At 48.6% G+C, this 25,599-nt stretch carries 22 protein-coding genes; 15 read left to right on the top strand and 7 right to left on the bottom strand.

Annotated features, from left to right (window positions below; all coding sequences use genetic code 11):
• The first annotated feature begins 1 nt into the window (after window position 1).
• Window positions 2-2,626: a hypothetical protein gene (locus KHS78_RS20195; protein WP_211830681.1), complete on the top strand. Its 2,625-nt coding sequence runs from the start codon at window positions 2-4 to the stop codon at window positions 2,624-2,626.
• Between the two features lie 538 nt (window positions 2,627-3,164).
• Window positions 3,165-5,798, top strand: coding sequence for a hypothetical protein (locus KHS78_RS20190; RefSeq protein ID WP_211830679.1), 2,634 nt, complete (start codon window positions 3,165-3,167; stop codon window positions 5,796-5,798).
• 246 nt (window positions 5,799-6,044) lie between these two features.
• Here KHS78_RS20190 and KHS78_RS20180 read toward each other — a convergent pair whose 3' ends face one another.
• The 6 genes from KHS78_RS20180 to KHS78_RS20160 all read right to left on the bottom strand — a co-directional run bounded on the left by KHS78_RS20180 (window position 6,045) and on the right by KHS78_RS20160 (window position 11,902).
• Entirely contained in the window at window positions 6,045-7,334 is a 1,290-nt protein-coding gene (locus KHS78_RS20180) for a glycine/betaine/sarcosine/D-proline family reductase selenoprotein B (protein ID WP_281417123.1), read from the bottom strand.
• Window positions 7,335-7,353: 19 nt separating this feature from the next.
• On the bottom strand, window positions 7,354-8,646 hold the full coding sequence (locus KHS78_RS20175) for a glycine/sarcosine/betaine reductase component B subunit (RefSeq protein WP_211830675.1): 1,293 nt from the start codon (window positions 8,644-8,646) through the stop codon (window positions 7,354-7,356).
• Between the two features lie 64 nt (window positions 8,647-8,710).
• Window positions 8,711-10,216 carry a sodium:solute symporter family protein gene (locus KHS78_RS20170; protein WP_211830673.1) on the bottom strand — a complete coding sequence of 502 codons (1,506 nt, stop codon included), beginning with the start codon at window positions 10,214-10,216 and terminating at the stop codon, window positions 8,711-8,713.
• A 159-nt stretch (window positions 10,217-10,375) separates the two neighbouring features.
• Complete coding sequence (locus KHS78_RS22530; RefSeq protein WP_281417122.1) at window positions 10,376-10,498, bottom strand: hypothetical protein; 123 nt, start codon at window positions 10,496-10,498, stop codon at window positions 10,376-10,378.
• A gap of 307 nt (window positions 10,499-10,805) precedes the next feature.
• The gene (locus tag KHS78_RS20165) at window positions 10,806-11,639 is read right to left on the bottom strand and encodes a helix-turn-helix domain-containing protein (RefSeq protein ID WP_211830672.1); all 834 of its coding nucleotides are present in this window, start codon (window positions 11,637-11,639) and stop codon (window positions 10,806-10,808) included.
• 104 nt (window positions 11,640-11,743) lie between these two features.
• Window positions 11,744-11,902 carry a hypothetical protein gene (locus tag KHS78_RS20160; protein ID WP_211830670.1) on the bottom strand — a complete coding sequence of 53 codons (159 nt, stop codon included), beginning with the start codon at window positions 11,900-11,902 and terminating at the stop codon, window positions 11,744-11,746.
• Window positions 11,903-12,362: 460 nt separating this feature from the next.
• On the opposite strand from KHS78_RS20160, the gene KHS78_RS20155 reads away from it, so the two are divergent.
• Entirely contained in the window at window positions 12,363-12,773 is a 411-nt protein-coding gene (locus tag KHS78_RS20155) for a NirD/YgiW/YdeI family stress tolerance protein (RefSeq protein ID WP_211830668.1), read from the top strand.
• A 51-nt stretch (window positions 12,774-12,824) separates the two neighbouring features.
• On the opposite strand, the gene KHS78_RS20150 is transcribed toward KHS78_RS20155, so the two are convergent.
• Window positions 12,825-14,402, bottom strand: coding sequence for a hypothetical protein (locus KHS78_RS20150; protein WP_211830666.1), 1,578 nt, complete (start codon window positions 14,400-14,402; stop codon window positions 12,825-12,827).
• Window positions 14,403-14,657: 255 nt separating this feature from the next.
• On the opposite strand from KHS78_RS20150, the gene KHS78_RS20145 reads away from it, so the two are divergent.
• The 12 genes from KHS78_RS20145 to KHS78_RS20090 all read left to right on the top strand — a co-directional run bounded on the left by KHS78_RS20145 (window position 14,658) and on the right by KHS78_RS20090 (window position 25,371).
• Window positions 14,658-15,548: a LysR family transcriptional regulator gene (locus KHS78_RS20145; RefSeq protein ID WP_211830664.1), complete on the top strand. Its 891-nt coding sequence runs from the start codon at window positions 14,658-14,660 to the stop codon at window positions 15,546-15,548.
• A gap of 433 nt (window positions 15,549-15,981) precedes the next feature.
• A complete protein-coding gene (locus KHS78_RS20140) occupies window positions 15,982-16,473 on the top strand; it encodes a 2-thiouracil desulfurase family protein (protein WP_211830662.1) in 492 nt (163 codons plus the stop codon).
• Window positions 16,474-16,981: 508 nt separating this feature from the next.
• Window positions 16,982-17,401, top strand: coding sequence for a F0F1 ATP synthase subunit I (locus KHS78_RS20135; RefSeq protein ID WP_211830660.1), 420 nt, complete (start codon window positions 16,982-16,984; stop codon window positions 17,399-17,401).
• Window positions 17,402-17,414: 13 nt separating this feature from the next.
• Window positions 17,415-18,290 (top strand): F0F1 ATP synthase subunit A, encoded by an 876-nt coding sequence (atpB, locus tag KHS78_RS20130; RefSeq protein WP_211830658.1) that lies wholly within the window; start codon window positions 17,415-17,417, stop codon window positions 18,288-18,290.
• A gap of 120 nt (window positions 18,291-18,410) precedes the next feature.
• Window positions 18,411-18,677 (top strand): F0F1 ATP synthase subunit C, encoded by a 267-nt coding sequence (atpE, locus tag KHS78_RS20125; RefSeq protein WP_211830656.1) that lies wholly within the window; start codon window positions 18,411-18,413, stop codon window positions 18,675-18,677.
• Between the two features lie 101 nt (window positions 18,678-18,778).
• Window positions 18,779-19,249, top strand: coding sequence for a F0F1 ATP synthase subunit B (locus tag KHS78_RS20120; RefSeq protein ID WP_211830654.1), 471 nt, complete (start codon window positions 18,779-18,781; stop codon window positions 19,247-19,249).
• A gap of 14 nt (window positions 19,250-19,263) precedes the next feature.
• Window positions 19,264-19,797, top strand: a complete 534-nt coding sequence (locus tag KHS78_RS20115; RefSeq protein ID WP_211830652.1) for a F0F1 ATP synthase subunit delta — start codon at window positions 19,264-19,266, stop codon at window positions 19,795-19,797.
• 31 nt (window positions 19,798-19,828) lie between these two features.
• Window positions 19,829-21,373, top strand: coding sequence for a F0F1 ATP synthase subunit alpha (gene atpA / locus KHS78_RS20110; RefSeq protein ID WP_211830650.1), 1,545 nt, complete (start codon window positions 19,829-19,831; stop codon window positions 21,371-21,373).
• A 50-nt stretch (window positions 21,374-21,423) separates the two neighbouring features.
• Window positions 21,424-22,284: a F0F1 ATP synthase subunit gamma gene (atpG, locus tag KHS78_RS20105; protein ID WP_211830648.1), complete on the top strand. Its 861-nt coding sequence runs from the start codon at window positions 21,424-21,426 to the stop codon at window positions 22,282-22,284.
• Window positions 22,285-22,323: 39 nt separating this feature from the next.
• Window positions 22,324-23,700: a F0F1 ATP synthase subunit beta gene (gene atpD, locus KHS78_RS20100; RefSeq protein ID WP_211830646.1), complete on the top strand. Its 1,377-nt coding sequence runs from the start codon at window positions 22,324-22,326 to the stop codon at window positions 23,698-23,700.
• Between the two features lie 93 nt (window positions 23,701-23,793).
• Window positions 23,794-24,222, top strand: coding sequence for a F0F1 ATP synthase subunit epsilon (locus tag KHS78_RS20095; RefSeq protein WP_211830644.1), 429 nt, complete (start codon window positions 23,794-23,796; stop codon window positions 24,220-24,222).
• Window positions 24,223-24,411: 189 nt separating this feature from the next.
• Window positions 24,412-25,371 carry a hypothetical protein gene (locus tag KHS78_RS20090; protein ID WP_211830643.1) on the top strand — a complete coding sequence of 320 codons (960 nt, stop codon included), beginning with the start codon at window positions 24,412-24,414 and terminating at the stop codon, window positions 25,369-25,371.
• Window positions 25,372-25,599 lie beyond the last annotated feature (228 nt).

Genomic DNA, 25,599 nt, shown 5'->3' with positions numbered 1-25,599 from the left:
TATGTCTACAGAATCGTTACAAGGGGCGACAAAACGTTATTCACAAGGCTCTGGCAGTAGCTCAGGCGAAGAAAAAGACGTGAGTGAAGCTGGTAAATTTCAGAGAAAAAAAACGTCAAAGGTATACCCCACCAAACAGCTGAGGAGCATGGAATTAGCCAGTAATAAATCGAAAAGCAAGTCTTTAGAAGAAGGTTATGAAAAAACAATCAGCAGAGTTGAAGCTTATGGAAGTCACAGCAGTGATATAGATGATACTAATCGAGATGATGTTAGGACATTGGCGTATGATGAAGACATCAGCGAGCATAAAAGCTCAGCTAGTCTAGCTAAAACAACGGTTGAATCAATGGGAGCGGGGGCAGAAGGAGGAATAGACGTTAAAACTGAGGAAAATGTTTCTGAAGAAGGTGTTGGTGAGGATGCTTTAGATGACGTACCTGAACTGAAAAGACTACTTGAGTCCTTAAAGCTTGAAGGAAATGAGAATAGCTTTTTTATTCTTTTAGGGTTAATGAGAATATGGATGGATCATAAATTATCCGCCCTAGAGAAGAAGGGGATGTTCGATGACTATGTCGGGCCACCATTATTTTCTCAAAAACTAGATGATACGGACTATAGTGTTTCCCATCGAAAAGAGGCTTGTATAGCAACATGTTGTGATATAGCGGGTAAGGCTCTCAACTTTTGGCATGATATTGGCTCGCTGTTTAAGAAACATAATTTAATAAAAATAATTCACATTCTAAAAGAGGAGCAAAAAAAAGTAGACCAAGCATTGATTGTTACAGCAACAGATGAAAGTGTACAAGCAGCCACTATGGCTTTTAAAATAACAACACTTGATAAAATAAAGCAGAAAGCCGTTACTTTTTTTAGAATGGCAGAGAAATCTCCTCATTTAGTGATAGAAGTACAAAAAAGAAAACTGGAAGAGTTTAATAAAGCGTTTGAGAAAGTTGAAAACCGATCATTAATATTGAACCCATTGCTTGTTATGCATCCTGGAATAAGGGGGCATTTAAAAAATACAATGTTAACGTTAAAAACATGCCAATTCAGTTACGATGAAACGTTACAGATGAAGTTGATCTGTGATCTATTCCTCGAGTTTGAAATACCTTCATTGGGTGAAGAGGGGAAAGGCGTTAGTGCCAGTTTATCTGTTCATGATGCGGAATTTGACTGTAATGACTGGTTGGCTGAATTGATAACAAGATTCGTTGAGCTAGGAGGAGATATAGATTTCGTACCAACATTTGCCTCTCGGATATTTAGTCAGATAAGAAAGCTAGGTGACAATCTGGATCGAGGTGATAAATGCTCTTATCAGGTTAAATGTGAAAGATTGGGTTTAGTGGTTAATGGTGTGGATGAGTCTCATAATGCAAAACTCTATCTGGAAAAACTGAAAATAGGAATGGAACATAAATTTCCTCCAGAATGCCTGGAGACTGCAACTTGTAAAGCCTCTGTCGGTAATACAAGGGTTGAGGCTTTAAGAGATCTGAGAGGGTTTATATGCGACTTGTGTGTACAGGTTGCTTATATAGCAAAGGAAGTTTCGACTTATGCTCTTGGTAATGAGAAAAAAACAGAAAAAGATGATGAGGATATACGAGACACACTAAAGTTTACGACTGATATATGCGCCCGCGTGGGCTATCAAGTGAATCAGCATTTACCTAAATCAATGACTGCTTCTTTTGAAGATGCAACATTTACAGGTAATTGGACATACGCATACTTAAAAGAAAAAAGAACGTATACTTCTACATTAAGTATTAATGGTTTAGAGCTTGTGATGATGGAGGCTCGAGATTCTAAGCCAGATGTTAAAATAAAAGCGGACTCATTTATTAATGCTACAGAATGCTATTTACATAATGTAACTCCTTTTTATAGTGAGCGGCCAACAGCGGATGGAGAAACATGGACTAGTGTACAGCAATCTAATAGTCAATCTTGTCTGCAGGGACTAGAAGGTACTATTACAGTGAAGAAATTGCAGGGAGTATTGGATTTTTCTACTGCAATGTTATTAGTTAAAGATAAAAAATTATACAACCGCTTTATGTTGCCGAAGTTTAAAGATGAGGATATCGATAGAATTCATGCATGTAAGGAAAGTACTATAAAGCTATTAGAGTATATGACGGATAATTTGAAAAGAGAGAGTGATGATACAAGGCTTTCTTTAAAAGTAGATCGTATGGATATTGGGGAATATAGAGGTTATATTAAAGAGAATCCAATATACTTGTATTGTCATCTATTAGTTAACTCAAAAGATTTACAATTAGAAAAGTCTGGCGAAACAGGACTATGTAGGATTTTTACTGCAGAAACTGCCAATGCTGATTGGTTAACAAATCCAGATTCATTTGGTACTGAGGTAGCTCTGTTAAAACCAGATCGTGTCGGTGTAGCTCATGCTGATTTCAACTGGGGAGATGATAATCATACAAAATTCAGTGTTGTTTTGAAAGAAAACAAAATGAAATATATGACGAATGCAGAGGACGTAGAACACTACCCATTGGTAAGAGGTAAGCTTGAAGAAACATTTGGATTTCTTTTTAATGGTTCAGTTAGTGTGTTAAGTCGGGCATGGGAGATATAGCATTGGATAATGGAGATAAGTTTGATAAATGTATATTTAGACTCGTACTATCTACATATCTGTTGCTGAAGCTGTATTAGTTGGTTGGGGTAAAGCGGTGCAGATCATCCTGCTGTTTGTGCGGATCTTGAAAGGCTTGAAATAATGGGTGTTTATCTCTGCGGATACCCCTAACAGGATAGAGATCAATTCGTTAATAATAAAAAGTAAGTGCCGCTTGTATTGTATCAGATAGGTTAATGTGATTTTTTACGACGTTAATAAAACTTGCTGGATTTATATATTTGGTAATGCCGCACTTTGATGTGGCTTTTATGTCTCAAGCCACATAGTAACCGCTTAATACCCTGCCTGGTTAATCTCAGGTTTTTATTAGCTTAATGTTAGTTTTACTTCACAAAATTTGTATTTCTTTTAGTTATAAAAAACCAAATTCTTCAAATATGTTAGAAAAACTAACAGGATTGTTACGCATATTTTTAGGTGAATTAAGTAATATCTATTTATTTATTATCTACTGAAATCAGGTGTTTTTATTATGTCAGCAGAATCACTTTCGGGAGCAGTAAAAAGTTATTCATTGCAAGTCAGTGATGGTTCAAGTGATGAAAATGGGAAGGAGAAAGGTACAGCTGATTTTCACGGGAGGACAGCTAAACCTGTCGGTTTAATTCACTTAAGTGAAATGGATTTATCTGATGGAGAGTCTGTATCCAGACCTACTGACAATACTTATAGTAAAGAACCCAGAAAAGTAGAAGCCTTTGATGAGTCCACAAAGGGACTAGATGAGATAGCACCAAGTCATCTTGTAACAGCGAGTGAGCATGAGAGTTTGTATCCTACAGATAAGGAAAAAACTATTGAACCTCTGATGCTGGGAGCAGAAGGCGGAGTCAGTGCTCAATCAGAGGCAAAAGTTTCCGAAGAAGGTGCTGCTGATTCGGATAGATTAGACGATGAGCCTGAATTGAAGAGACTGCTTGAATCGTTAAAGCTTAAAGGGGATGAAAGTAGCTTTTTTATTCTTTTAGGCGCAATGAAGTTATCGATGGACTTGGGACTTTCTCGCTTAGAGAAGGAGGGGGTATTTCATGCCTATGATGGCCCACCACTCGTTTCCGAAAAGCTGGATGATACGGATTATAGTGTTCCTCATAGAAAAGAGGCTTGTATAAAAACAACCTGCAATATAGTAAAAAAAGCCCTCAATTTTTGGCTTAGTATAGGCAGCCTGTTCGCAAAACATGGGTTGAGTAAAACAATAGACAAGCTAAAAGATGCCCAACAAAAAGTGGATAAGGCATTGATTGTTACAGCAAGTGATGAATCAACTCAAGCAGCTACTATGGCGTTTAAAGCAACACCACTTGAAAAACTGAAGTGTGCAGCCGTAAAATTTTTCAGGATGGCAGAAGAGTCACCTTACTCAGTTATTGAAGAACAAAAAAGAAAACTAGAAGCGTTTAATACAGCGTTTGAAAAATTTAGGCACCGATCATTAGCATTGGATCCATTACTGATTATGCACCCTGGTATTAGGGTGCATTTGCAAACAGCTGCAGTAATTTTAAAGAAGTGTCACTTCAGTTATGATGATACGTTACAGATGAAACTGGGCTGCGACCTAATCCTGGAGGTTAAGGTACCCTCATTTGATGACGAGGGTAAAAGTGTTACTGCCTGTTTATCGGTTCATGATATTGAATTTTCATGTAATGGTTGGTTAGCCGAAATAATAACAAGATTCATTGAAATAGGTGGGAATTTAGATTTTATTCCATTTTTTGCCGGCAGTATCTTTAATCAGATTAAAAAACTAGGGCTAGATACAGATGAAGGCAATGAGTGTTTGTATCAAATAAAAATCGGTGAGTTGGAATTAATGGTTGCTGGTGTGGATAAGTCGCATGATGCCAGATTATCTTTGCAGAAATTTAAGCTGGACATCGAGCAGAAATATGGTCGAGCAGATCAAGATACTATGGTTTTCCAGGGATCTTCTGAGAAAATAACTATCAATGCTTTAGGAGATCTGCAAGAGTTTGTATGTGATTTATGCAATCAGACTGCTTTTATAACCAGAGAAGTTTTTAGTTATCTTATGGTAGATGAGAAAAAATCAGAGACAGATATTGCATTTTTAAAAGATAGTTTGAATTTTACGACGAGTATGTGTTCACGCTTGGGTCACCAAGCACAGCTTCACTTATCTAAAGCGATAGCAGGTACGATTGAGAAAGCGGGATTTAGAACTGAAATGACTGATGCACCGCTAAAAGCCAACAGGAGATTCGATTCAACGGTTGAGTGTTCTGGATTAGATCTTGTGATGATGGATGACTCTTCTTCTAAAGCTGATGTTAAGATTAAGGTGAGCTCTTTTACTCAAGAGGCACACGAATTTTTACATGACGGAACTCCTATCCTTAGCGAACAAACAACAACACCGGATGGTGAAAACATATGGAATACTGTAGAAGAGAGAGATATAAAATTTGAAATGAAAGGTGTGGAATGTGTATTTACAGCGAAGAAAGCATCGGAATTACTTGAGTTTTCTAAAGCTATGTCCGAAGTGCAAAATAAAGAACTATACAATAGGTTTGTCTATCACGAATTTAAGAAAGAAGATCAAGATAAAATGCATGAGTGTAATGAAGATTCCAGGCAGCTATTAGGATATGTTTCAGACAAGTTAAAAGCCGAGAGTGATGGCACAAGCTTTTCTCTAAAAATGGATAGTGTGAGATTCGATGAATCTAATGGGTATTTTAAAGAAAATGTAAAATATCTTTATAGCCGACAACATTTGAAAGCAGACGCTGTGTCATTAGATAAATCTGTAGCAGATAAATCATGTACGGTTTTCTCGGCGGAGACTGCCAATGCTGAATGGACAACAAAGCCAGACACATTTGGTACTGAAATAGTGTTGTTAAAACCTGTTCGCCTTGGGGCTGCGAATGCCCAGTTCGCTTGGGGGGATGATAAGCATGCAAAATTGAGTTTTCTTTTGAAAGAAAAAGGAATCGGATATATGACGGAAATCGATCATGAAGGGATAGAACATAACTCATTGATAAGAGCTAAACTTGAAGATGCACGTCAGGTTATGTTCCCTGGTAGTGTTACCGTGTTAAGTAGAGTGTGGCAAATAGATCCACCTTAATAAATAATGAAAAATAACCATACAATACAAAGTGTTTTGGTTCTGATAGGCAAGAGGGTGTTTTCATGATGCCATGTATAATTAATGCAAAGTGTTCAATGGTGTAGTGTTGTTATTAGCGTTATTTATGATGAATATTATTTACCCTGTATTATTTGTTTGAATGAGTATTAATGCAGAAAAACAATATTACGGGGAAGCGTGTATTTACTACATGCTTCCCCAGAGTTACAAAGTTTCAATACATTAGAATAGCGTCTGTTCCGCGATCTCCGTAGTCAGCGCAGCAAGCGCCTTCTCAACCATCTTCCGACGCATGGTCTTTTCATCCACTGGTGACAGGGTCGGGTCACCGAGAGGATGAGGAATGGCCTTGGCCTTGATGATCCGGTTGGCCCCGACGGTCTGGGATATCGGGGTGACCGTGGCGATATGGGCTACCGGCATGACTTTTTCAATCTGCTTGACGATCGTTGCACCGCAACGCGTGCAGGTGCCTCAGGTGGAGGTCAGGATGGCGGCGGTCACTCCGGCCTTCTGCAGCAGCATGGCGATATCCCGCCCGAAACCTTCCGAGTTGGAGACCGGCGTACCGGTACCGACGGTGACAAAAATCTTGTCGTACAGTTTGCCGATCTTGCCTTCCCGTTCCAGGTCACGCATCACGTCCAGCGGGGTAACTCGGTTGGGGTCTTCATTGGCGTAGACCGGGTCATAACCACCGTGGATGGATTCCCAGTGTTCCGCATCCAGGCGTTCCAGGCCGGCAATATCATAGGCGCCAAACTTGGAGGCGCTGGAGGATTCCAGCCGATCCGGGTTACCTTTCGGAATCACTCCGCCGGATGAAATCACCGCGATGGTCGCCTTGCTCAAATCAACAACAGGCGGTTGTGGCGCCACTTTGTCGTATACCGGCATCTGGAATTCGCTGGTAAACGGGCGTTTTTCCAGCTTGGCCAGCAATATATCCACAGCCCGCTCGGCGCCGTTGCGTTCAGCAAAGTAGTTCACCCGTACACCGCGAGGCATGTAGCCGCTTTCTTCCGGGTAACCGAAGTCTCCGTTCACAATATACTGCTTTGCCAGTTCCGCCATGGCGGGCAGGGCGGTACGCATGGCGGCGGCACTGTTGCCGGTTTCCACGCAGTAGACCGAGGTTTTGAACACGTCAAAACCGGGGTTTTCCGGGTACATGCCGGTCACGGTAGGAATACCGAGCGCTTTCGCGGTTTTTGCCACGGCACCGCAGGCCATGCCGTAACGGCCAGCGTTAAAGGCTGGGCCGGCAATCACGAGGTCAGGTTTCAGCTGTTCCAGAATTTCGGTAATACCCTGGCAGGCAACCGCCTGGTTTTCATTGAACCAGGAATCCCCGCAGATCACGGTATGGGTCAGTTCCGCTTTGTCTTTCAGTAGCTTGGCCAGCATGACGCCGGGGCCTACCGATCCCTCGACCATTTCCATGCCGATATGGGCCATTTCTTCGCCGCCTTTCTGGCCGAAGAACTGGTTGATGTAGTGCAGTACTTTCATTGCATGTTCTCCGGAAAGATCAGCCTTCGCGGGCTGCCAGGTTGTGGAATCCCACCGCACTGGTGGCGCCGATGATGCCCTGTATCTCCATGCAGATGCTGCCATCTTCCCGCAGACTGCCGGTGAAGCCGCCGACGATAGTGTCAGCGCAGTTCTGGTGGCCGAGAATGGTGTCCATGGGGGGCAGAACCACGGTGGGGTTACCGTTGCCGCAGGAAACCAGTGCGTCGGCTTTGTCAGTGGCATCCGCCAGGGCCTGGCTTTCACCGTCACGACCGGCGAATTCGTCGGTAATCAGGACGGTTTCAATACCGGCGTCTTCCAGGCGGCTGCAGTTCATCACCAGATCGGTATCCGGGTTGCCGTAACCTTCCTCGGTGATGATGACCGCGTCCAGCCCCAGCTGACGCGCCAGCTTGCAGGTAAAGGCGGAGGAACGCTCCTTGTCCTGCAGGGTGACGTTCTCATTGGTGACAATGGCGCCCACGAAGTTGTAGCGGGTGCCGTGGTGTTTCAGCAGTTGATGGATGACCGGGTTGTTCTGGTGCATGTAGGTGGTGACTTTATCGGACGCCGCCACACAGTTGCCGCTGATCAGCGCGCCATCCATCACTTCCGTGGGGGAGAGCAGGGTGGGCAGGATCTTCTTAGCATCGACACCATAGAGGTAGGTGTCATGCATCAGGCCTTGGCTTTGCAACATATAGATGTAGCCGACCCGGGGCAGTTCCGGATGTTCCAGCACCTGTTCAGCGAGGGATTTGCACTCATAAACGGCGGCTTCATCTGGCACGCCTTCCAGCGCCAACTTGCCGACCAGCAAGGCGGTTTCCAGGCCGACCTTGCGCAGGATGGCCTCTTTCTCGTGGGCGGTGCAGGCATCATCCATTTCGCAGGTAATCACCAGATTCCGGGTTTTGGAGAACGGGGTGTAATCCGCGCCCGTGCCGCTCATGTCGATTACGCCTTCCTGAAAACCCACGACTTTACCCGTGGTGACAACCGCCATGCCTTTCAGCACCCGGGTGACGCCTTCACCGACCATCTCGTTTTCATCGGCGTGGATGCCGGGGAACATCACACCTTTGCCGTCCATCTTCACCCGTGGCTCGATCACATCCTTGACCGGCATGATACGGATGCTGTCGCCGGGCTGGGCGATATCCAGCCGGACTTCCGTGATATGCGTATCCAGTTCCCGGATAAACGTGAGCACCGCTTCCCGGTCAATGTAGACCGTTTCCTCTTCAACCCGTCCGGGAGAGCCGAACGCCAGTTGATGAACATGAATATCCTCAATCTGAAGCTTCATAAAGCCGACTCCAATACATCAATCAATAACGCACCGGACGGACTGTCCGTCCGGAAACTGGGGTTTAATGCGCCAGTGGTCTGGCATTGTGGTGATGCGCGACGCTTTCGGTGTCTTTGCTCCTTACCGGATCCGTCCGGGTGAAACGGCTGACAACGACATAAATAATGCTGGAACAGACCGCGGCGTAGATGGGCGGCTCAATCCAGCCCAGGTCACTGAAGACCAGCAGACCAGCGCTGATACCGAAACCGGAAATGATGGCGGCCAGCGCACCTTTGGCTGTGCCCTTCCAGAACACGCTGACCAGTACCGGACCGACAAACGACGCCATTAAGGTACCGGTACCCATGATGGCGATCATGTTCAGCATGAAGGGTGGGGCAAACAGCATCATGGCCATGGTGATCAGGCCAATGATGACCACAGTGGCCTGGTTCAGTGTGATGGCCTGCTTGTCGGAGATTTTTGATTCGGGCTTGATGGCCTTGCGCAGGTCATGAGAGAGCGAGGATGACACCACCAGAAGGACAGAGTTGGCGGTGGACTGCATAGCAAACAGGATGAACAGGGTAATCAGTCCAGAGGCTATCGGCGGCATGAAGTGCTTGAGGTACATGGGCATGGCTTCATCCGCAACGGCCAGTTCCGGGAACTTGATGCGCATGTAGAGGCCGACGAACGGAATCATACTCAGCATCAGGCCGATCGGGGCAACCACCATGGCAACATGATGCGCCTTCACATCCGGGCGGAACGACATCAGACGAATGGACTGGTAAGGCAGCACACAGGCAAACAGGATGGTGTAAGGCAGCAGGTAGAAGATCTGGAAAGGGGCACTGCCGTAGGGATTGGCGGTGGCCGGGTTCACCAGGTTGGCGTCAATGACATGCAGCTGGTCGATCATCTCGAACAGGCTGATATCGGTGAACATCTGGAAGCAGATGTAGATGGCCGAGAAGGTCATGCAGATCACCATAAAGGTGTCGGTCCAGGCGACAGCTGCCAGGCCGCCCATACTGGTGTAGATGACAATCACCAGCACCATGAGTGCGGCGGCGTATTCCAGCGGAATACCGAGCCAGCTGCCGCCCAGCATTCCCAGTGCCTTGATCTGTCCGACCAGAAAAACGCTCAACAACACAGCCGTAATCACGGAAGCCGTTCCCTGCAGAATTCGTTGCATGCGCTCATCGCCGGGATGGTTTTTGGCAATAAATTCGGGAATGGTCAGTGCGCCCATTTTGACGCCGCGGCGATACAGAAACCGGGCAAAGAACAACACACCGATGACGAGAGAAAAACCAAAGAAGAAGTTACCGAGCAGTTCTGTGGTACCGAACGCATAGGCGGCGCCGGGTGAGCCCATGAATCCCCAGCCGCTGAAGCCGGTGGCGACAATGGTGCCGCCGCCGATGATGGGGCCAAGGGATCGTCCTGCCAGCAGGAAGCCTCCTTCGCCGTCGGAGCCGTGTACGATTTTCTTGTTGGTGTAGTAACCCATGCCGATCAGCACCATGATCGATGCCATCAGGATCAGCCAGTTCGTCCAGTTAATTTCGGGCATAACAGGATCTCTCCTCTCGGATACCATGACGGGACGGGCACATACAGCCAACCGCCAGTCAGTACCGGATCAATTATTGGTATTTGTCGAGGAGCGTCGTGATCACTGTTTTTGATAGGTTTTTGGGGTGTGATTCACGCAGTTAAAACGGTTGTCAGGTCAGGCTTCTCCTATTCCCTTGACGCCATCGGCCTCACGTTTTATCCACAACAGGACAGGCAGGCCGATCTGGATGACGGCCAGTACAAAGAACCAGTCAAGCGTCCACGAGCCGGTAAACATAGGCTTTCTCCTGATAAGAGTCAGAGTGCAGGGTTGTACCGAGGAAAACGTATGATGACTTTCTGGTTATCAGTGAGGGGAATGGCGAGCAGGCAGTCGTAAGGGCAGATCTGGTGAAACCTGCTGTGTTCAACATCATGCCAGTCTGTGTGAAAAACAGCTGATGCATGGTGACCATCCTTCGACTGCTTATTGTTCATGCAAACACGGTACACCTGCCTGTTTTGGAATGACCACGACATGGTTGTTCAATTTTTCGTTGTTTTTATGCCTATATGCTTCTGTTTGTAATGCGTTATTCGGGGTTCTATGCACAGAGCGAACATCGGTACTGCCGCGGCGTTGTCCCAATAATACAGCGAAACTGCCGGTTAAAATTGGACAGGCTGGAATACCCCACGGTAGCGCTGATGCTGGCAATGGTGTCGCTGCAGGTGGTGAGCAGATGGCAGGCCTTATCAATTCGTACCCGGTTCAGGTACTTGGTGAATGAGACACCGGCATTACTTTTGAAAAAGCGAATAAACGTGCTTTCCGCCATATTGAACTGCTGGGCGAGCGCTTCAACATAGATGACATCCTGTGAGTGCTGCTCAATATAGTGCTTGATCCGGTCAATCATCTGCTTGTTCTTGTCGATAATCGGGGTAGAAACCGGCTCGTTCGTGAGTATTTTGTGATTGCCTGACAGCGACAGGATATCCAGGATTTCAAACAGGTTGATAACTTCCCGGAAACCAAAGGTATTCTCAATCCGGTCGGCAATCCGGAAGGCTTTCCTGCAGGCGGAGCCGCTGTATTTCAGGCCGTAACTGCTGCGTTCCAGAAAAGAGCGAATGTGGGAGAGCTGGCAGCAGTTGATGAAGTCTTCCCCCATGGCTTTCATGCGGAACACAATGGCTGTGATCAGGCTGTCGTGAGCGGAAACAATACGGTGGGGAATATAGGGTCCAATGACGATGATATTCTGTTCAGAAAACTCGCTGGTCTGGCCGTTGACCTGGATGACGCCTTCACCCTTCTCAATAAAAAGTATCGAGAAATCGCTACGGTAATAGAGTTCTGGTTCAGGCTGCACGACGCGCTTGTCAAAGAAGGTATAGGTTTCTTTTTCTGCGCGGTTGACCAGCCTTATACTCATGAAGCGCCCCTCTTGGATCGTTAGGCGCATCATGATAGAGCATCAGGCTTTCGGGTTTTTGATACCTATCAAGGTGAGAGTCGAGCGTTGATAGGTATTAATACTCAGTCTTTCAGGTGCTTATCCGCTTCACGGAAGAATTTGGTCATGTCATCCCAGGAGGTCGAACGCTTCAACGTCTTACGGGCATTCATGATATCGGTGAAGATGTGAGTGTTCTGCTTCAGTTCAATCCAGCGTTTTGCATCAGACATAGTATTCATGGCAATCAATCCGGTTTGAAGAAAAAAGCGTGGAACAGGTCGCCATGAATGAATATCTATTGTGTCCCGTATTGAAGACAATAAATATTCACCAGAGCAGGTTTGATAAAGGGGAAACCTGTTCCACGAAACAATCCAGGGAGGAGTGGTGCGAGTATAGGAACGTCCGGAATCACCGGGAAATCATTAAAACTTGGGAGGGGTATCAATGTTATTTATAGGGTGGCGGTTTTGGGGCTGAATCTTTTTTTATTGTCAGTGATGCGTGGGGAATGCGTTTGTTTTTCGGATTTTGCTACGTATTGAGTGAAGTGGCCTAGGCGTAATTCCCTGCCGTTTTTTATTAACAAATGTTCATGATGCATCCACTCTCTGTTCACTGAGCCTCCTGTACATTATGTCTCAACAGCGATCAGGAAGCAGTGGCTTCCAAAAACAACAATGACAGAGGTGGAGAGCAATGAGACAGACAATGAAGCATCAGATGATTCGTGGCATGGCCTTGGTAGCGGTTCTGGGCGCATCAACCCCGCTGTGGGCACAGTATGCAGGGCCGGGCAGTGAAACAATCAAGACCGTGGAAGAAGCCAAAAATGCCTCTGATGAAGTACCGGTAGTATTGACAGGCCATATTGTCCGCCAGGTCAACCGGGAAGATTACCTGTTCAGGGATTCTACCGGTGAGATCAGTGTCGAGATTGACGGTGATGAGTGGGGCGCGATCCGTGAGCCGGTCACCCCGGAAATGACGGTGCGTATCTCCGGAGAAGTGGATTACCACAGAACAGAGCCGACGGACATTGATGTCAAGCAGGTTGAGATTATTGAAACGGCTTATAAGCCGACAATGACAACTATCAATCAAAGCTGATAAAAGAAGCAGCAGGGCAGGTATAGCATCCTGCCCTGAGTGTAGTGTTATTCAGAATAAACGTGGTCTTTTAGAAGGAGGTTCTTGTTCTGGCAAATAGACATGTCGTGCTGAATAAAGCCTATGGTATTCAGAAAGTATCTCTTCAGTTTTTTGGTAAATTTTCTCTTCATCGTTTTCGTCAAAATCCTGATTAGTACACTTTAAACAGGATGATAGGCATCTTACCCATTCATCTAATTTAATAATGTCATTAATAGTTACTGTTGTTTCAGTTAACTCATTAAGTATGTAATCATGTTCAGACTGTAAGTATTGAGGAAACTCTGTAAAAAGATGATCAGTAGTGTTTTGTGGTAATTCAAATAATCCTCCATATAGAAATTTATAAAAATGAAATTTAGATAAAATATCGAGTTTGCTTTTTTCTTTGTTCGATTTAATTTTTCCTTTAGTTGACGTTTTAGTTAAATGCTTAAGTTTTTCCAATCTCTTTTCAGAGTGTTTAATTTTAATGAATTGAAAGACATTAAGGTCTTGTTGAAGCATACAGGTAATGGTCATGCTATTTTCAATCGTTTCTATTGTTATGATGAATTCGTGTACTGAATTTTGTGGTTCTAGAATTGGGTGCAGATAACTGCTATCAAGAGCTGGCGAAAATTGAAAGCATTTATAAATTAGGTTAAAAAATGCTAGATTGAAGCTAGGAGTGGGTTTCAATTTTTCTTTAGTTAATAAATCTCTATGTTGATCAATAAAGTTAACAATCTTTCCAAATGTGCTTGGTTTTCTTAACCTTAATAGCGTTTTAAATGTGTCGTCTAATCGCTGCCCGTTTATAAAATTTTCCAAGTGGGAGACACAATGCACAAATGTTGCAAAATGTTCTTTTGAAGTTGAAGCAACACCTAAAAATGGACTTTCATAAAGTTCATCGGAGAATGCAGTCGTTTCTACTTCTTTTGGGATAGGAGATTGTGAGCCTTCATCTTCGCTCAGTGATAACACATTTTTTGGTTCTCCATCGAAATCCAGTGTGGGTGCATCTTCTCGTGCACGGATTTTCTTTGTTTCATAATTTTTCCAGTTCTTATCGATAGGATTACCTTTGAGGTAGATAATTGCCTCAGTAAGATGAATAATTTCATCAGGTAAACGCCTTAGTAAATTGTCGATAAGATTTAACTCCATAAGATTTGTCAGGGAGCATAGCGCAACTGGAAAGTGAAGCAGGCTACAGGATCTAAGGTTTAAAAAACTTAACCAAGTCATTCGCTCTATGAAGAAGGGTAGGTCTACTTGGCAGAGTTCCTGAAGATCTAAACTATTATCAATTCCCTGATTTTCGAAACATTCATCCATCCACACAACAGCGGTACTTCTGTGCATGCGAAGTTCATCATCCTGAGGTATCTGTACCCACTTATAAAGCATTAGCTTTTCTTCCTCATGAAGATCTGAATTTATAATCTTCCGTCCTGCCAATGCTTTAAATTGATTTTGAAAGAATAGAAGCTCATTAGATTTCTGTTTGGCTACAATGGCTTGAACTGGCTCTTTTGGTTTCTTCTCCGTTGTGGTTGGAGTGAGAGAATGTTGACCGCCTCTGACAGTATGACTATCCATATACAAATCCGCAAAATAGTTACTATATAACTCCGGCTTAGATCTATAAATAACGAAAGTGTTATTTCGATCCTGTTATTCTATAAATAATGTTTTAAAAATATTTCATGCTTTAAATTAATGGTGCTGCAAATGGAAGTATTAGAGAATGACCATTCAGCTTCTTGTTGGTGAGTTTATGGTAATGTTTCTGTCTGTAGAATATTATCTGAGCCCTTTTGCTTGATCCCAAACCCCTGACCGGCCAAATCCACCATGCACATCACCCTACGACAGCTTGAGATCTTCCGGGCTGTAGCGTTGAACCGGAACGTCACTGCTGCGGCAGAACGCCTGCATATCTCCCAGCCGGCGGCCAGCATGGCGCTGGGCGAGTTGGAAAAACAGCTGGGTTTTCTGTTTGACCGCCAGCAGGGGCATCGCATGGTGCTGAATGAGCGGGGCCGTGTCCTGCTGCCCATGGCGAACGAGGTGCTGACCCGGTCGGCCGAGATTGAGCAGCATTTCACCGGCAAGACGGATTACCTGGAAGGCATGCTGAAGGTTAACGCCAGTTCAACCATCGGCAATAACCTGATGCCTTCTCTGATCGGCCACTTCAACCGGGACTTTCCCGGGATTCAGATTTCCCTGTCTATCGATAACACCGGCATCATCGCCGAGCGATTGCTGAGCTTTGAGATTGATATTGGTTTTGTGGAGGGCATCTGTCTTCATCCCGACATTGAAACCATTGAGTGGCGTAAGGATGAGCTGTTAATTATTGCTAGCGCTAATCATCCACTGGCAGGCAGGGAGGATTTGCAGCTCCAGGATCTGGAAAATGAACCCTGGATTCTTCGTGAGGAAGGCTCGGGCACCCGTTCCCTGTTTGATGAATTGATTGCCAGCCGACTGGGTTCTCCCAGGATCGGCATGTCACTGAACCGGTCGGAAGCACTGAAGCAGGCCGTGCGGGCAGGGCTTGGCGTGGCTTGTTTGTCCCGTCTGGCAGCGGATATCGACCTGCGGCGCGGTGACCTGGTGGTGTTGCCGGTCAGCGACCTGGTGCTGGAGCGCTACTTCTATATTGCTATCCACAGGAAAAAGTTCCGGGGACGGATGCTGCAGCGTTTTATTGACTACATTCAGGCCTGCCAAAGTTGATCCGGCCTTATTTTCAGGCGGGTGCTTCGCGGCTGCCTGAAGCTCATAAGTGATATTGATAGGTCATTTAAATGATCGCTATTTCTTATCGGTCAGGGATATTCCATATACTTGCCCTGCTTTTCGGCAAGGGTGCGGGTTCATGACAGCTTGAAACCTGAAGTTAGCGCGTGGAATCCCAAGCCGGATATTGAATATATTGACTATGACAAGAGTGATTTTTTTGCGGAAAGATACTGTTCAAAAAACGGTTTAACGGTTGTGTTGGGTTTGGATGCCGGGCTAACAGTGTTAGTAACGCTTTCTTAACCGGTTTGTTCTTCTGACTAAAACGTCAGGAAGACAGTCATCATTCATCAAGAGCCAATAGTCGGCTTTATACTGAGCAATAAATTAATCGACGCAGTGTTATCCAGTCCTGTTGGAGAAAAACGTGTCCAAGAAAAAGATATTGGTCAGTGCGTGCCTGCTGGGTGAAAAATGCCGGTTTGATGGTTGTGCGTGTACGAATGATGAGTTGATTAATGACCTTGAGTCGGTTGAGTTGATTCCGGTTTGCCCTGAAGAGATGGGTGGTCTGAGTACGCCAAGGCCAAGAGCCAGGATAGTCGGCGAGCAGGATGATGCGGATGGCCATGACGTTGTAAAGGGGGAAGCCAAAGTCCTAACCCATGAAGGCAACGATGTAACCAGCGAATATCTCAAAGGCGGAGAGCGTACGCTAAAAGTAGCGGAGACTTCCGGCGCTGGTCTGGCCATATTAAAAAGCAACAGTCCCTCATGTGGCTGCGGAAAGATATTTACGCAAGATTTTGAGTCGCTCAAAAAGGGCGACGGCACCACTACCGCTATTTTAAAGAAGGCCGGGATCAAGGTAGTCGATGAGACTGAGTATCGTGATGCGCTCAATGACTACAGGAAATAACCACTCCTGAGTGGGAGACACGTGACTAAACCGGCGCTGGTATTATTTTGGCGTCCCCTCATTAATGACGCTAGGCAGTAAAAAGCCGCAAAAACTAAATCCATTATGCCTACTTTGTAGGGTGGGCAAATGACATTTGCTTCGCTGCAGAGGAATGATTTTAAGGTCAAGACAGTATCAATGACCGGTAAAAAAATCTCCGAATCTCCACGGACATGTGGGACGTTATTGCAAGCGAAAGCATCTGCCGGAAACCGGCATTCCAGACGATTTTTCTGTCGCGACGGGTAGGATCAGGCAGGTCGCTCCGTTCTGGTGCGGACGTGGTTGAACCTAAGTATTAATACCCATATAATCGCAGCCGCCTTAGAGTCATTACGGAATAAGCACTGTAATGGCCGGGATGTGTACAGATAATAATGCTGGGAAGCGGCCGGTAAGAGCATCGCCAGCGAGACATTCGACGATGTGATACACGATTAACAGGCTGTGGGGATTCTCACTGTTCATGCAGGCAACGTACAGACAAGGTTCCAGGCGCGGTAAAGGTGCAGTGGGCATGCCCCGGCCACCGGTTTACCGGGTGATTATCGCCCAGGCCGCAGTGACAGCGTTACTGGTGCTGGCTCTGCTGGCGGTTGACCGGGTGATGGCGCTGTCAGCCCTGCTCGGTGGTCTGATCTGCCTGCTGCCCAATGCCTGGCTGGTGCGCAAGGCTTTCGCTCACGGTGGCGCACGTTCCGCCCGGCGCATAGTCAACAGTTTCTATAAAGGTGAAGCCGGAAAATTCCTGTTAACCGTTTGCGGTTTTGCTCTGGTGTTTGTCTGGGTTCGTCCCCTGCATCCGCTGGCGCTGCTGGGGGCTTTTGCGGTAGTACAGGCGGTAAACTGGTTTACCCCGGTCATTCTTAAAAGCAGGGTTAGTTGACGAGAGCACGATTATGGCGAGTAGTGGACAAACATCATCGGAATACATCGTTCATCACCTGCAGAACCTGACGTATGGTCAGCTCCCCGCAGGTTTTGAACGCTACGACGGCACCACATTGAGTGAGGCTACCTGGACGATCGCTCATGGTGCTGAAGAAGCACAGGCCATGGGTTTCTGGGCGTTTCATGTGGACAGCCTGTTCTGGTCGGTCTTTCTCGGCCTGATTTTTATCGGCCTGTTCCGTTACGTTGCCAAGAAAGCAACCAGCGGTGTTCCCGGCGGGTTGCAGAACCTGGTGGAAACCATTGTTGAGTTCGTTGACGGCAGCGTGAAGGATACCTTCCACGGCAAGAGCAAGGTGATCGCCCCGCTGGCGCTGACCATATTTGTCTGGGTGTTCCTGATGAACCTCATGGACCTGGTGCCGGTGGACTGGATACCGGGCCTGGCGATGCTGGTTGGCATCCCGTATATGAAGATCGTGCCATCCACTGACCCGAACATCACCCTGGGGCTTTCTCTCAGCGTGTTCGTCCTGATTATCTTCTATTCCATCAAGGTGAAAGGCTTTAGTGGCTTTATCGGTGAGCTGACGCTTCATCCGTTCAACAGCCCGAACAAAGCGGTACAGGCACTGTTTATACCGGTGAACTTCCTGCTGGAATCCGTCACCCTGATCGCCAAGCCCATCTCTCTGGCGCTGCGACTGTTCGGTAACCTGTATGCCGGTGAACTGCTGTTCATATTGATTGCACTGGTTGGCTGGTTCCAGCTGCCCATGCATTTCCTCTGGGCGGTATTCCATATTCTGGTTATCACGCTGCAGGCGTTTATCTTCATGATGCTGACGATTGTTTATCTCAGCATGGCCCATGAGGATCACTGATTCGTCTCCATGGGAGAGCAGGGCGAAGGGGGTGCGCCCTGCATGGTCACTCAGGGATTTAATTAAAAACCGTTGTTCTAACTTTACTCACACACAACGACACAGTCGGGAGAAAATCTAATGGCATTAGTAGTAGGTATGACCGCTATCGCAGTTGCACTGCTGATCGGCCTCGGCGCCCTGGGCACCGCTATCGGTTTCGGTCTGCTGGGCGGCAAGTTCCTCGAAGGTGCTGCTCGTCAGCCCGAGATGGTGCCAATGCTGCAGGTCAAAATGTTCATCGTGGCAGGTCTGCTGGACGCCGTTACCATGATCGGTGTTGGTATCGCGTTGTTCTTCACCTTCGCCAACCCGTTCATCGGTCAGGCGGCTGCCGTTCTGCAATAAGCTGCAGTTAATGATTGTGTGAGTGCGCGCCGGCCCCGGCTCTCCGGGGCCACGGAAGCGACTCAGCGACCAGGACATTAACTGATGCGAGAGGTATTGGCGTGAATCTCAATGCGACAATAATCGGCCAATCGATAGCCTTCCTCGTCTTCGTGTGGTTTTGCATGAAGTACGTGTGGCCGCCGATCATGCAGGCGTTGTCTGAACGGCAGAAGAAGATAGCCGAAGGGCTGGAGGCTGCGACCCGCGCATCCCAGGATCTCGAACTGGCCCAGCAAAAGGCCACCGACAACCTGCGTGAAGCAAAGGAACAGGCCCAGGCCATCATCGAGCAGGCTACCAAGCGTGCCACACAGCTGATCGATGAATCGAAAGAACAGGCCCGTTCCGAAGGCGAACGCCTGAAAGTAGCGGCCCAGGCAGATATCGAACAGGAAGTGAATCGTGCCCGTGAAGTACTGCGTGCCGAAGTGGCGACTCTGGCAGTAGCCGGCGCCGAGAAGATTCTGGGTTCGCATATCGATAATGGTGCAAACGACAAGCTGGTTGACCAGCTGGTCGCTGAACTCTGACAGGGGGGCGTGTTATGGAACTGACCACCTGTGCCCGGCCTTACGCAAAAGCGGCGTATGAAGTGGCCAGCGAAAACAGCGCCCTGCAGTCATGGTCAGACATGCTGCGGACAAGCGCAGCCGTAAGTGAAAATGACAAGATTCGCCGGGTGCTTTCCTCGCCGGTGCTGACCAGCCGTGAACAGGCGGATGAGTTTATCCGTGTGTGCGGCGACAGCCTGGATAAGACGGGGCAGAACTTCATTCGTACCCTGGCGGACAACAAGCGAATCACCCTGCTGCCACAGATTGCTGACCTCTTTGACCGGCTCAAGGCCGAGCAGGAGCGCACTGCTGATGTGGAAGTCATTTCGGCTTTCGCGCTGAAGCCCGAACAGCTGGATCGTCTGGCGGAGAAACTGCGTAACAGGCTTGGCCGCGAGGTGAAGTTGCGCACGACTGTGGATGACAGCCTGATCGGCGGCGTGGTTATCCGGGCGGACGACATGGTTATAGACGGCAGTGTCCGCGCCAGGCTGGCGAAGCTGGCTGACGCGATGAATTCCTAGCTTAGAAAAGCTGACGGTTAAGAGGCAGGACATGCAGCAACTGAATCCATCTGAAATCAGCGACATCATCAAGAGCCGTATCGACAGCCTTGAGGTGTCCAGTGAAGCCCGTAACGAGGGCACCATCGTCAGCGTTTCTGACGGTATCGTACGTATCCATGGTCTCGCCGACGTCATGTACGGTGAGATGATTGAATTCCAGGGCGGTGTTTTCGGCATGGCCCTGAACCTGGAGCAGGACTCTGTCGGCGCCGTGGTACTGGGTGGCTACAAGCACCTGGCCGAAGGGCAGACCGTCAAGTGTACCGGTCGTATCCTTGAAGTGCCGGTAGGCCCGCAACTGCTGGGTCGGGTGGTCGATGCACTGGGTAACCCCATTGACGGCAAGGGTCCGATTGTCACCGAGCTCTCTTCCCCGGTAGAGAAAGTGGCTCCCGGCGTTATCGCCCGTCAATCGGTCGACCAGCCGGTTCAGACTGGCTACAAGGCGGTCGACGCCATGGTGCCGGTTGGCCGTGGCCAGCGTGAGCTGATTATCGGTGACCGTCAGACCGGTAAGACTGCGCTGGCTATCGACGCCATCATCAACCAGAAAAACACCGGCATTAAGTGTGTTTACGTGGCGATTGGTCAGAAGCAATCCTCTATCGCTAACGTGGTGCGTAAGCTGGAAGAGCACGGTGCGATGGATCACACCATCATCGTGGCCGCTGCAGCCGCTGATCCGGCTTCGATGCAGTTTCTGGCGCCGTTCTCCGGTTGTTCCATGGGTGAATATTTCCGGGATATCGGTGAAGACGCCCTGATCATTTATGACGACCTGACCAAACAGGCCTGGGCTTACCGCCAGATCTCCCTGCTGCTGCGTCGTCCGCCGGGCCGTGAAGCGTATCCTGGTGACGTTTTCTACCTCCACTCCCGTCTGCTGGAGCGTGCCGCGCGTGTTAACGCCGACCACGTTGAGAAGCTGACCAATGGTGAAGTAAAAGGCCAGACCGGTTCCCTGACGGCGCTGCCGATCATCGAAACCCAGGCCGGTGACGTTTCCGCCTTCGTACCGACCAACGTTATCTCCATCACCGACGGCCAGATTTTCCTGGAAACTGACCTGTTCAACGCGGGTATTCGTCCTGCGATGAACGCCGGTATCTCGGTATCGCGTGTTGGTGGTGCAGCGCAGACCAAGATCATCAAGAAGCTGGGCGGTGGTATTCGTCTGGCACTGGCCCAGTACCGTGAACTGGCGGCTTTCGCCCAGTTCGCCTCCGATCTGGATGATGCCACCCGGAAGCAGCTGGAGCATGGTCAGCGCGTCACCGAGCTGATGAAGCAGAAGCAGTATGCACCGATGTCCGTCGCGGAGATGGGTATCGTTCTGTATGCCGCGGACAAGGGCTACCTGAATGATGTCGAACTGAAGAAGATCGGCGCATTTGAGGCCGCCCTGCTGTCGTTCGTCAATGCGGAATACGCAGCGCTGATGGCCACTGTGGACGAAGCCGGAGACTTCAACGGTGAGATCGAAGCCGGCATCAAAGAGGCTATCGAGAAGTTCAAGGCCACCCAGACCTGGTAAATAGCGGCAGGGTTGCAGGTTTGCCTGCAGCCCGACGCTGAGGAACGCATATGGCAGGCGCAAAAGAAATACGCACGCAAATTGCGAGCATTAACAGCACGCAAAAGATCACCAGTGCCATGGAGATGGTGGCGGCGTCCAAGATGCGCAAGGCGCAGCAGCGTATGGAGCATTCCCGCCCCTACGCGGATCGCATTCGCCAGGTGGTTGGCCATGTGGCCAATGCCAACCCGGAGTACCGTCACGCCTACATGCTGGAACGTGATGTGAAGCGGGTCGGATTCATCGTGGTCGCCAGTGATCGCGGACTCTGTGGTGGTCTGAACACCAACCTGTTCAAGTCCACCGTGCAGTCCATGAAGGAGTGGCACGACCAGGAGATCGATATCGATCTTTGCCTGATCGGCAGCAAGGCCGCATCCTTCTTCCGCAGTTTCGGCGGCAATGTCTCCGCAGCCATCAGCCAACTGGGTGATGAGCCGAACATTGCTGACCTGATCGGCGGTATCAAGGTCATGCTGGACGCTTACGACGAGGGCCGTATTGACCGGCTGTTCGTGGTGTACAACCGGTTTGTGAACACCATGACCCAGAAGCCGATCAACATTCAGCTGCTTCCGTTGAAGCCGGATGAAGACGCGGAACTCCAGCACCACTGGGACTACATCTACGAGCCGGATGCCAAGGCACTGCTTGAAGGACTCCTGGTGCGCTACATCGAGTCCCAGGTGTATCAGGCCGTGGTTGAGAACAACGCCTGTGAGCAGGCGGCCCGGATGGTGGCGATGAAGAGCGCGACCGACAACGCCGGTGATCTGATCAACGAACTGCAACTGGTTTACAACAAGGCGCGTCAGGCGGCGATTACGCAGGAAATCTCCGAGATCGTAAGTGGCGCTGCTGCGGTATGACCGTAGCCAAGACATTTTTACAGGGTGAGGAACCAATCTATGAGTAGCGGTCGTATCGCACAAATAATCGGCGCCGTTATCGACGTAGAGTTTCCGCGCGAAAACGTACCCCAGGTATACGACGCGCTGACCGTCGATGGCAAGGATCTGACCCTCGAGGTCCAGCAGCAGCTGGGCGACGGGGTGGTCCGTACTATCGCCATGGGCTCCACCGAAGGTGTGGCTCGTGGTCTGGCTGTAAATAACACCGGAGACCCGATCAAGGTTCCCGTGGGCACCAAGACCCTGGGCCGGATCATGGACGTGCTGGGTAACCCCATTGATGAAAAGGGTCCCATCGGCGAGGAAGAGCGTTCTGCCATTCACCGTGAGCCTCCCAGCTATGCGGATCAGGCAGCGACCAATGAGCTGCTGGAAACCGGCATCAAGGTCATCGACCTGGTCTGCCCGTTCGCGAAAGGCGGTAAGGTCGGTCTGTTCGGCGGCGCCGGCGTGGGCAAGACCGTTAACATGATGGAGCTGATCCGTAACATCGCCATCGAGCACTCCGGTTTCTCCGTGTTTGCCGGTGTGGGTGAGCGGACCCGGGAAGGTAACGACTTCTATCACGAGATGATGGAGTCTGACGTACTGGGCAAGGTATCGCTGGTTTATGGTCAGATGAATGAGCCGCCTGGCAACCGTCTGCGTGTGGCGTTGACCGGCCTGACCATGGCCGAGAAGTTCCGTGACGAAGGCCGTGACGTACTGCTGTTCATCGACAACATCTACCGTTACACCCTGGCGGGAACCGAGGTATCGGCACTGTTGGGCCGGATGCCGTCTGCGGTAGGTTACCAGCCGACTCTGGCGGAAGAGATGGGTGTTCTGCAGGAGCGGATCACGTCGACCAAGACCGGTTCCATCACGTCTATCCAGGCCGTTTACGTGCCTGCCGATGACTTGACCGACCCGTCGCCGGCCACCACCTTCTCCCACCTGGATGCGACCGTGGTACTGAGCCGTGACATCGCCGCCAAGGGTATCTACCCGGCGATCGACCCGCTTGATTCTACCTCCCGTCAGCTGGATCCGCTGGTCATTGGCCAGGAGCATTATGATGTTGCTCGTGGCGTCCAGACCGTACTTCAGCGTTACAAGGAACTGAAGGACATCATCGCCATCCTGGGTATGGACGAACTCTCCGAGGAAGACAAGCAGACAGTCAGCCGCGCTCGTAAGATCGAGCGGTTCCTGTCCCAGGCCTTCTTCGTGGCGGAAGTCTTTACCGGTTCGCCGGGCAAGTATGTTTCCCTGAAAGACACGATTCGTGGCTTCAAGGGCATCCTTGAGGGTGAATACGATGCCCTGCCGGAGCAGGCGTTCTACATGGTGGGTTCCATCGACGAAGCCGTCGAAAAAGCGAAGACCCTGTAATCAGCAGGTAAATCGACAGGTGGTCGGTGCTGTTTAAACAGTGCCGTACCCCTGAGGAAACTGGCCTAAACTGGAATGTCTGTGAGGCAGAATATGGCGATAACCGTGCACTGTGACATCGTTAGTGCCGAAGAAGAGATTTTCTCAGGACTGGTAGAGCAGATTGTTGCGACCGGTTCCGAGGGTGATCTTGGCATCTCGCCGGGGCACGCGCCATTGCTGACGGCGCTCAAGCCCGGCCCGATCCGTGTCCTGAAACAGGATGGGGAAGAGGAAGTCTATTACATCTCCGGCGGCTTTCTGGAAGTACAGCCGAGCCAGGTGAAAGTACTGGCGGATACCGCCATGCGCGCCAGTGATATGGACGAGGCAGCAGCCCTGGAAGCCCAGAAGCAGGCGGAGCAGGCGCTGGCCAACCAGCAGGGCGAGTTCGACTACTCCCGTGCAGCGACCCAGCTGGCGGAAGCGGCGGCTCAGCTGCGTACGCTGCAGGCGATCCGCAAGAAGCTTGGCAAGAAGTAAATTTAAATTGTCGTATAAAAAACCCGCCAGATGGCGGGTTTTTTATTTCTGATACAGGATGTTTCCGCTGAACCATCAGGGCATGTTCATTATTGCTAATATAGTAATGTCATTATCAGGTTCATGGCACAGTAGGAATTGGCCTTGGGTAAATGACAATTAAGAATCACTATGACCAAGGGATGGCTCATGGATGTTGGAAGATCCGGTTCTTTAGATGAAAGTGCGCTAAGACAGTTAAAAGCACTGGCGGCAGATAAAACGATCAATGATGACTCGCTTATTCGCTTGAAAGGCGACCAGGTTTTATCAGGAGAACGAAAAGCCCACTTTTTTGGGCGTATTCTTTATTTCATTACACACCCTGTAAAGCGACTGACGGTATCTTATGAGCAGTATTTATCAATGAAGGATGAGCGTGAATCACAAAGGCTTATGGAAGCCATGCACTCTTCAGGTTCAGACATTCAAAAGATGTTGCTCAGTAATCGAAAGGTTATTAATCGGGAAGTGGCAAAAAGCTATATCACGCTTATAGGGTATGAAGATAGACTCCAGAAATACAGGTCAGGAGGCAATGTCGCCTCTAAAGATGATACGTCTTCGAAGGTCTCTGCAGGCCTTCGCGCTCTTGTGTCAGAGAGCAAGACTGATAGGGTTAATCATCGGATGACAATGGAGAGTGATCAAGGCACAGGACTGTTTGAGCGATCGTTATCTCGCGATCCTGAGACAGGTATCAGCCTTTCTGATAAGCCTCTTGACCCTGAAGATATATCCAACCTGCTTTTTCAGAAAATTAAGGAAAACATTATACCCGATGGTTTAGATGGCTTCCGTTATATCGAGGAATGTCGAGCAAGAGAGGTTTCAAAGTACCTGGATAATCCAGTCGTATATCATGCAGTAGACAGGCAGTTTCGCATAAAGTCATTAACCGTCTTCCTGCTTTCTGAGATTGGGTCAGGTTCTATAAGTGAGCAGTCTATACCTGATGTTATACGCAATCTCTTCCATAAGGTCGAACCAGAGTATGAGGATAGAGCGTTACTTGTCTTGGCCATTATTGATGTAGCACGCCTTCTTTATATCCTCGTAGGTGTTGATCGGCATCCAGACGATATCAGGAAAATACTTGGCGAAGAGTAATTCTGTCCTGAACGCACAACGTTTAGAAGTGCTTAATCAATGAGGCTATACATTGGTGATTTTAGCTCGTGATCAACAATGACAATTGTTTAATATATTTACCTGATTACCACCTAACATAAGCCATTCTCCCGTCTAAACTTACGACACTGGTTTTCCTTGGGTTAGGAGACGTGTCATGGCCAGGAACAAAATCCAGTTTCAGAAAGGCATGAGCCTTGTGGAATT

Origin of the sequence: Kistimonas asteriae, assembly GCF_018263925.1 — a bacterium.
Classification (GTDB): domain Bacteria; phylum Pseudomonadota; class Gammaproteobacteria; order Pseudomonadales; family Endozoicomonadaceae; genus Kistimonas; species Kistimonas asteriae.
This window is presented reverse-complemented; position numbering and strand designations above follow the sequence as displayed.